This is a genomic window from uncultured Thiocystis sp., assembly GCF_903866365.1.
In the GTDB taxonomy this organism is placed as follows: Bacteria; Pseudomonadota; Gammaproteobacteria; order Chromatiales; family Chromatiaceae; genus Chromatium.
Map to the genome: position 1 here is coordinate 1 of NZ_CAIPNF010000389.1, position 7,194 is coordinate 7,194.

Annotated in this window: 9 protein-coding genes; 4 read left to right on the forward strand and 5 right to left on the reverse strand. The window is 61.0% G+C overall.

The genetic code is table 11. The annotated features are described in order from the left end of the window. Positions 1–169: 169 nt before the first annotated feature. Together QZY07_RS21520 and QZY07_RS21525 are read right to left on the reverse strand one after the other, a co-directional pair. Positions 170–490, reverse strand: a complete 321-nt coding sequence (locus QZY07_RS21520; RefSeq protein ID WP_295407219.1) for a hypothetical protein — start codon at positions 488–490, stop codon at positions 170–172. A gap of 15 nt (positions 491–505) precedes the next feature. Next, positions 506–928: a hypothetical protein gene (locus QZY07_RS21525; RefSeq protein WP_295407222.1), complete on the reverse strand. Its 423-nt coding sequence runs from the start codon at positions 926–928 to the stop codon at positions 506–508. 83 nt (positions 929–1,011) lie between these two features. On the opposite strand from QZY07_RS21525, the gene QZY07_RS21530 reads away from it, so the two are divergent. Next, positions 1,012–1,251 (forward strand): Txe/YoeB family addiction module toxin, encoded by a 240-nt coding sequence (locus QZY07_RS21530; protein WP_295407246.1) that lies wholly within the window; start codon positions 1,012–1,014, stop codon positions 1,249–1,251. Positions 1,252–1,327: 76 nt separating this feature from the next. On the opposite strand, the gene QZY07_RS21535 is transcribed toward QZY07_RS21530, so the two are convergent. Beyond that, positions 1,328–1,825 carry a heterodisulfide reductase-related iron-sulfur binding cluster gene (locus QZY07_RS21535; protein WP_295407225.1) on the reverse strand — a complete coding sequence of 166 codons (498 nt, stop codon included), beginning with the start codon at positions 1,823–1,825 and terminating at the stop codon, positions 1,328–1,330. A gap of 190 nt (positions 1,826–2,015) precedes the next feature. Here QZY07_RS21535 and QZY07_RS21540 point away from each other — a divergent pair, with 190 nt between their 5' ends. Together QZY07_RS21540 and QZY07_RS21545 are read left to right on the forward strand one after the other, a co-directional pair. Further along, positions 2,016–2,321 (forward strand): type II toxin-antitoxin system HigB family toxin, encoded by a 306-nt coding sequence (locus QZY07_RS21540; RefSeq protein WP_363184645.1) that lies wholly within the window; start codon positions 2,016–2,018, stop codon positions 2,319–2,321. Position 2,322: 1 nt separating this feature from the next. Further along, on the forward strand, positions 2,323–2,703 hold the full coding sequence (locus tag QZY07_RS21545; protein WP_295407231.1) for a transcriptional regulator: 381 nt from the start codon (positions 2,323–2,325) through the stop codon (positions 2,701–2,703). A 49-nt stretch (positions 2,704–2,752) separates the two neighbouring features. Here the strand turns inward: QZY07_RS21545 and QZY07_RS21550 are convergent, their stop codons facing one another. Together QZY07_RS21550 and QZY07_RS21555 are read right to left on the reverse strand one after the other, a co-directional pair. Further along, positions 2,753–4,828, reverse strand: a complete 2,076-nt coding sequence (locus tag QZY07_RS21550) for a type III deoxyribonuclease (protein WP_295407236.1) — start codon at positions 4,826–4,828, stop codon at positions 2,753–2,755. A 117-nt stretch (positions 4,829–4,945) separates the two neighbouring features. Next, complete coding sequence (locus QZY07_RS21555; RefSeq protein ID WP_295407239.1) at positions 4,946–6,019, reverse strand: site-specific DNA-methyltransferase; 1,074 nt, start codon at positions 6,017–6,019, stop codon at positions 4,946–4,948. Positions 6,020–6,207: 188 nt separating this feature from the next. Here QZY07_RS21555 and QZY07_RS21560 point away from each other — a divergent pair, with 188 nt between their 5' ends. After that, positions 6,208–6,927 (forward strand): hypothetical protein, encoded by a 720-nt coding sequence (locus QZY07_RS21560; RefSeq protein WP_295407243.1) that lies wholly within the window; start codon positions 6,208–6,210, stop codon positions 6,925–6,927. Positions 6,928–7,194: the final 267 nt, after the last annotated feature.

A 7,194-nucleotide genomic window follows, 5' to 3' on the forward strand; every position in this document is an offset into this window, starting at 1 on the left:
AGTTTTCTCAGTCCCCGTTGAAACCAGGAGAGACAGGAGCGGGCGAGCTTGCGAAAGATCCAGTGGTCAGGATCGGTCTGTTCAGCCGCCTTTTGTTCCAGCGGCGTCGGTGATTCCAAGGCATCGCGACGCCCGGTGTCGGTGTACCAATGCATTGCCAGGCTCAAGATCAGCCCCAAATGGTCGACGCGGTCCGGGCAACGCAATTGGGTGTCTTCCCGCCCGAAGCCGCGCGTGTTGAAATCGGAAAACCTCGGTTCAATACCCAACGCAAGCCGTCATCACGGGTCGTGGCCGCCGTGGGCGGGCAATCCATGGCCATGATCCACGCCTGCTCATGTCCGGTTTCGTGCCAAATGCCAATGTTGGTCTCGATGCCGTCCTGCAACAGGCGCACCCCCGGCGCGAAACCCAACGCGACGCCCTTGGTCAAATCGGCGGTGCCGGTGATGTCCGCGCGCCCGACATCGACTACAGGATGGCCCTTCAACCGCAACCGATACCCCTAACCGTGGGTCTGCAACCACTCAAACAACGCGCCCGAGGGAGAGACGCGATCAGCCGCGAGCAGAACCGGCGCACCCGCGGGCAACCAACCGGCCACGCCGTCCAGGATCTCGCGTTGCGCCTCGAAGCCCAGATTGGCGGCACCGGCCTCCACTTTCCAGCACCGCGGCAAGGGCTCCAGGATCACCCGACAGTCCAACCACGGATTGGCCAACAGGCGGGCAATCCACTGCAAGCGCATGTCCGCCCGCTCGGTCTCGATCGGCAGGAGCGTGGCCCACTGGGCGGTGTTGGCCGTCTGGGTCTGAATCGCCGCGGCGATGGTGGGCGCGAGTTTCTTCGCGAGCGTTTTTCGCAGCCCAGGATGCCTCTGCCGAAGACCGCGCTCGATCTCACGCGCAAGAGAAGCGACTGTTCCCAATGTGTGTCAATCTCATCTGTCAATGTCGATAGACAAATTGTCTACATAAAACTGATAGGTGGCAAGCACGCCCGACCTGGACCCTGGCGGCCTGGGACGATTATCAGTATTGGCAGGGTCAGGATCGCAAGACGCTCAGACGGATCAACACTCTCATTCAGTCCTGTCTGCGCGAGCCGTTCGACGGCATTGGTAAGCCCGAACCCTTGAAGGAAAACCTCTCGGGCTTCTGGTCGCGCCGTATCGACGAATCCAATCGTCTCGTTTACGGGGTCGATGGCAATGAGTTGGTCATCATTTCCTGTCGCTACCATTACGACTGAAAAAGCCCGCGGATGCGGGCTTTGATCTTTAAGATGGTCGGCAGCAATCGTAGTCGAGCTACTTCCCCACAATCGCCTACAGCATCTTGGCCGGAATCACCTGTCCATTGATCGCGGCATCCTTGGCCGAGCGCCCATAGACGACCGCCATCAGGGTCGAGCAATAGGCCACCGGCATCTTGAACTGGGTGCCGTAGGTCTGGTTGATCCGATCCTGATAAACCTCGACGTTCATCTGACAGACCGGACAGGGGGTGACGATGAGGTCGGCGCCGTGGTCATAGGCCGCTTCGATGATGCCCTTGACTATTTCCTGGGATTTCTCCGGTTCGGAGAAGGCGAGCGCGCCGCCGCCGCATTGGACCTTTTTCTCGTAGTCGGGGATCGACTCGCTGCCCAGGGTCTCGACCAGGTGGTCGAGATATTTGGGGTTCTCGAAGGATTCGCCGGCGATGCCGAAGGGGCGGTTGGTCTGACAGCCGACATAGCCGGCGATCTTGATCCCTTCCAGCGGACGCTTGACCTTGCTGCCCAGTTCCGCGTAGCCGATGTCCTCGATCAGGACCTCGGCCATGTGCTTGATCGGCATTTCCTTGGTGAGCTTGAGTCCGGCCTCGGCGAGCGCCGTGTTGGCTTCGGCGAGCAGGAACCGGTCCTCGTGCAGCCGTTCCTGGGCCTCACGGGTGGAGAGCCAGCAAGCGGCGCAGGTGGCAACGACATCCTGAACGATTGCAATAGTCCCATCTTGGGACTACCATGCTCGCATGAGAATCGTGGCCACGAAAATGTTACGTGACTATTGGATGCGCAACCCCGGCGCCAAGGCGCATCTCGAGGCCTGGGTCGACGAAGCGCGTAATGCGGACTGGAAGCAACCGGCAGATATCAAGGCGCAGTTTCGCAACGCGAGCATCCTCAAGAACCGACGTGTCGTATTCAACATCAGCGGCAACAATCACCGACTCATCGTCGCAGTGGCTTACCGGTACGGTGCGCTCTACGTCAAGTTCGTCGGCACCCATGCGGAATACGATGCGATCGATGTAGAAACCATCGAAATGGAGTTGTGACATGTTCATTCGACCGATCCGCACGGAAGACGACTACCGCGCCACCATGCGCGAGATCTCCGTCTTCTTCGACCAGGAGCCAGAGCCAACGACACCCGAAGGCGAGCGTTTCGAAATCCTGTTGACGCTCGCCGAAGCCTATGAAGCGAAACGCTTCCCGATGGATCTGCCCGACCCCGTGGAGGCCATCAAATTCCGCATGGAACAGGCGGGTCTCACGCCCAAGGACTTGGAGTCCATGATCGGGCGATCCAATCGGGTGTATGAGATCCTCAACCGTAAACGTCCATTGACGCTCAACATGATCCGCAAGCTCCATGCTGGACTGGGCATTCCGGCGGAGAGTTTGATCCGATCGCCGCAGGACGCTGGGGCGCGTTGAAGCAGAAACATGCCACCGGCCTCGATGCTCAACGGCGGCTTTCGATCGGTCAGCAGACCGCCCAATCCTTGAATACCTCGTCGAGCTGCGGATTGGACGTCACCACCTTCATCTTCTTGCGGACCGCCTCGCTGTTGAGTTCCAACCGGACATAGCAGTCGCCACCCGCCTTGGACGGTTGTTTGCGGATGAGCTGGATGCGCCCGAACAGATGGCCGTGCTTCTCGGCGAAGCGGGCGAGGCCAATGGCCTTCTCGAAGTTATCGGCGCGACTCGGATCGTGCGGCTCCAGAATGTCGAACGCATAGCCCTCGCCCGCCCGGCACACCACGAGCAGGTCCGGGAACATTGGCCGCACCTCGCCCCCGCTCTCGTAAGGGATCTCCAGCGACCAGGGCTTGCGGTCCAGATTGCGCAGCCAACCGACGACCTGCGGATTGGTCAGCTCCTCGGCCAGTAGCTCCGCCTCCCAGGTCCCGAGATCGGTTCGGAAACCGCCGTCGTCCTCCAGATAGAGGTGACGTTCATAGCTCGGCGCCTGCTCCGTCCGCCGGAACTGGATCCGCTCCGGCAGCCGCCATTCCAACTCCACCGGCTTGGCGGTCGCCAGGCGCAGACGCTCGTAGCGGACGCGCTCCTTTTCCTTGAGCTGACCGATGGCTTGCTTGTGCTGGTCGTAGACGGCGTCGAAGGCGCTCTCCGCCTTGGTCTCCAGCCGAGCCATGACCTCGTGGCTTCGCGTCAGAACGATCATCTCGGCCTTTACCTCCAGTCCGTCGCGGTCGGCGTTCGCGTCCCAGTAGGTTTTATGAAGGCCGTTGGTCAGACGCATCCCGGCCTCGGCGAACTGGCGCTCGATGTCGGCGTCCGACGCCTCGATTTCGTACTCGCGGACCTTGGAGGCAAACTCGCCGTCCTCGCCGCCATCGCTTCGGACCGTGGTGGTCCTGATACTGACCCTGGTAAGCCCGGCGACCAGCTTGTCGAAAGTCCCGGCGGCCTTGAGCCCCGCCAGCTCGGTTCCGAGCCAATCCACCACCTGATTCTTGACCGCGCCCCATGCCTCGGGCGCGATCTCGTCCAGATTCAGCCGCCGCGCCAATCCCAGAAAACGGCGCAGATGGCTCTGGGTGCGGGCCGCGTTGACCCGGTAGGTGACCAGGTCAGTCATGGCCGCGAAGATGTCGGCGGTGTCCGGGCGCCGGGTCAGAGTGACCAGTTCCCGGCTGGAGCCCGTCTCCGTCGGCGGCGCGTGCTCGACGTCCTTCAGATCCTCGACCACGGACTTGACCGCGGCCGCGTCGAAATAAGGCACGAAGAGATGCACGTCGTTCAGGGCCGCGTCCCGCTCGATGCGTCGCGCCAGCGGGGTGCGGACCATACGTCCCAGAAGCTGGGCGATGTAGGTGTGATCCTCGGCCCGACGGAAGGACATCATGACCTCGGCGCGCGGGCAGTCCCAGCCGGTCGAGAGGCTGGTCTTGAAGAAGACCACTCCGATACCCTTATCCTCGTCGATGCGCGAGGCATCCACCCGGCGCACCTTGCGCCCGCCAAGATCCATGTCGCCGCAGTCGTGCAGCGCATGCACCGTCTCGCCTTCCATCAAGGCTCGGCCGATCGCCTGCTCGATCACGTCCAGCGCCACGCCCAGATCGGTCCGCGACACCTGTTGCTCGGTCCCGTTCTCCATCTGCACGACCAGGATGGGCCAGACCTGCCGCTCCTGTTCGGCAGCGCAATAGGCATCCCAGGCCCGAGTGATCCGCACCCAGGTCCGCGCGGCCTCCTCCAGCAGTGACATCTCGGAATGTCCGCTGACCTTGGGGTGATGGATCGGGATGCGGTCCTTCAGCAGACCGGATGCCCGCATGGCGTCCACTGGCACGGATACCTTGTGCAGCGTGTGCGGCGCATGCTCCAGGAGATCGGTAAACCGCTTCGGCGTCGCGGACACGCCGATCACCAGCGGCATCGGAATCAGACCGGTCTCGGCATGACCCAGCAGAAAACGCTGAACCAGGGTCTGGGCCTCCTTGGCGAGCCTGCCGCCGGTCATGCCCCGATGGGCCTCGTCGATGACCAGATAGAAGCGGTCCGGGATCGCCCTGGCGGTGTTGGACAAGGTCTGCCAGATCGGCCAGGTCCGACCGTCGCCCTGCCGGGTCAGCAGATAGTCAGGATCAAGGGGCGCGGGTTGCCTGATCTCTGCGCTACCCGTTTTCCGCTGTTTTGCCTCGTGCTATTCCCCGAAGCGAAACTTGCTTGCTTCGAGATATTCCTCAATTAAATCAATTGCGATCCATCGCCGCCCCAATCGCTCCGCGACCGCGCCCGCCGTGTTCGAGCCAGCGAACGGATCGACAACAAGATCGCCTTCGTCCGTCAGCAATTTCGTGAAAAACTCCGGGAGTGTCGCTGGGAAGCGGGCCGGGTGAATCTTCATACCTGACGCTTTGCAGCGTTTCGTGTAGCCATCGTTAGCCGCGTTGTTGCCCGCGATGAGCATGTCATTCGCAAGCTGATCTTCCACCACGTTCGAGGGGATTGAACCACCCGATTCGATTTTGTCGAATGAAGAATTGATGTTGTGCCCCGATGGACGCAACGTTGTCTTCACGCCCTTCTTGGCCAGCCGGAGCATGTCCGCACTGTATGGGCGCAGCACCTTCCGATTGTCAGCCTTTGGGTGCGGCGTCTTCGATAGCCACCAAACGTGCTCGACCGAATCCTTGATCCGAATCCTTCGCACCGTGACCCACTCGGCAGGCACGGGCATTTTTGCCGGGTTGTACCAGTAGCACTCTTGGGCGAGGTGAAAGCCCAGTTCCTCGACAAGCGCAATCATCAGCTTGTAGTGGTACAGCGAGCGCGTAGGAAATCCAGGATTCCAGCTCCCACCGATGTTCAGCACAAAGCTGCCATCCTCGTTGAGGACGCGGCGAATCTCCTGCGCAAACGGCAAGAACCACTCGACGTAGTCAGCCTTGCTGACGTTTCCGTACTCCTTCTTGAAATGCAACGCATACGGCGGAGACGTGAACACGAGATTTACCGAGTTGTCAGGCATCATCTTCAATATGTCGCGCGAATCTCCCAGATAGGCCGCCCCCGAAATCGTGCGATAGAACGGCTCCAACGTCTTCAAAAGTTGGGCCGGGTGTTCTTGTTCAGGCACGAAAAGCTCGGATTGACGAGCTTCGATGATCGTATTTGTCTTGGGCATCGTAAAGGCCATTGGTAACATGCTCTCGTTCTCATGAAGTATACCAAGAAATACATTGACAACGTCAACCGATAAATCACCCGTCGCCATCGACCCCTCCGATTGGATCACCCAAGCGGAAGCTGCGCGGCTCCGAAACGTCACCCGGCAAGCCATTGCGCGCTTGGTCGGAAACGGACGCCTGCGCACACTGGACATCGGTGGGCGATCCTTCGTCAAGCGTTCGGATGTGCTGGCGTTCGAGCCCAACCCGCCGGGACGGCCCAAGGGAGGGAACCATGAGTGACGCGAACCTTGCCGCCATCCGCGAGCTGCTATCGCAGTGCTCACCGGAAGAACAGAAAATTTTGTTCGATGAGCTGCGGCAGCGCCACCTGATCCACGAGTTTGAGCGGGTCATCGATGCCCCTGCGGAAATGATCCTTGAGGCTGTCCATCGCGCTCCGGAACTGACCCGCCGGATGCTTCGTGGCGTAATCGCTGACGCGGCTTTCCGAACCTTTGTGGTTCCGGCAATGGCGCCGCTGGGCTGGCGCGATGTCACGCCGGAGGGCAACTTTGCCTACGACTACCTGATGGAAGATGCGCAAGGCCGCATTTCCGTGCAGGTCAAGCTACAGCGCAGCGAGAGAGGGGCGCCGGTCGTGAGAGGTGGGGCGCGTTTCGGCTTCGAGGGCGATGTGTACATGACTGAGACACAGAAAACGCGGACCGGCAACGACGGCCAGGGGAAAACCCGCCCATACCGTTACGGGGAATTTGACGTGCTCGCGGTGTCGATGCAGCCCTCTACGCGCAAGTGGAACCGCTATCTGTATACGCTTGGGCGTTGGCTGCTGCCTGGGAAAAGCGAGAATGAGATGGCGACGTTGCAGCCTGTGTCCAAGGAGCCCAGTGGCTTCTGGACCGATGACTTCGTCACCGCCGCCGCTTGGTTCCGAGCGGACGATGGCGGCAAGCGCATGTCGCTTGTTGGTAGACCGAAGAAGCCCGAGTAGGGGGAATTCCAAGAGGTGGGGCTTCTCCAACTCCAGCGACTCGCTTTGGAGTTGTGCTTCACGGTCCCGCGCGCCCGTGTTGTAGGGCGGATCGATGTAGATGCAGTCCACCGTGCCGGCGTAGAGATATTCCAGCAGTTGCAGCGCATGGTAATTGTCGGCCTCGATCAGACAGTGCCAGGGCGCCTCGTCCGGGCCGTTCTGGACCTGATCGACCGGCACCAGGGCGGGAAAGATCGGCTCGCCGAACTGGCGCACCACCAGCAG

Coding starts and splice junctions, on each gene's coding strand:
- QZY07_RS21535 (WP_295407225.1), bottom strand. CDS start 1,825: ATGGCCGAGGTCCTGATCGAGGACATCGGCTACGCGGAACTGGGCAGC.
- QZY07_RS21540 (WP_363184645.1), top strand. CDS start 2,016: ATGAGAATCGTGGCCACGAAAATGTTACGTGACTATTGGATGCGCAAC.
- QZY07_RS21545 (WP_295407231.1), top strand. CDS start 2,323: ATGTTCATTCGACCGATCCGCACGGAAGACGACTACCGCGCCACCATG.
- QZY07_RS21555 (WP_295407239.1), bottom strand. CDS start 6,019: ATGGCGACGGGTGATTTATCGGTTGACGTTGTCAATGTATTTCTTGGT.
- QZY07_RS21560 (WP_295407243.1), top strand. CDS start 6,208: ATGAGTGACGCGAACCTTGCCGCCATCCGCGAGCTGCTATCGCAGTGC.